Annotated in this window: 1 protein-coding gene; it reads left to right on the forward strand. The window is 68.4% G+C overall.

Going from position 1 to position 304, the window contains the following annotated elements; translation table 11 throughout:
- A partial coding sequence (locus ACZIRK_RS45600; protein ID WP_474419898.1) for a helix-turn-helix domain-containing protein occupies positions 1-304 on the forward strand: 304 nt, incomplete at both ends.

Genomic DNA, 304 nt, shown 5'->3' on the forward strand with positions numbered 1-304 from the left:
GAGATTGCTCGGACCGTGAGTGTCAGCCGTTCCACCGTCAGCCGGACCAAGCGCCGCTTCGTAGAAGGCAATCTGGAGCGGGCCTTGAGCGAGGAGCCGCGTCCGGGCGCAGAGCGCAAGCTGACCGAAAAGGAGGAGGCCCTGCTGGTGGCGACGGCATGCGCCAAGCCGCCCGCCGGCCGCAAACGCTGGACGCTGACGCTGCTGGCCGACACGATGGTCAAGCTCACCGATCACGACAGCCTGTCGGGCGAGACCGTGCGTCGCCGGCTGGCCGAGAACGACCTCAAGCCATGGCGCAGGG

This window comes from Bradyrhizobium sp. Leo114 (assembly GCF_055229415.2).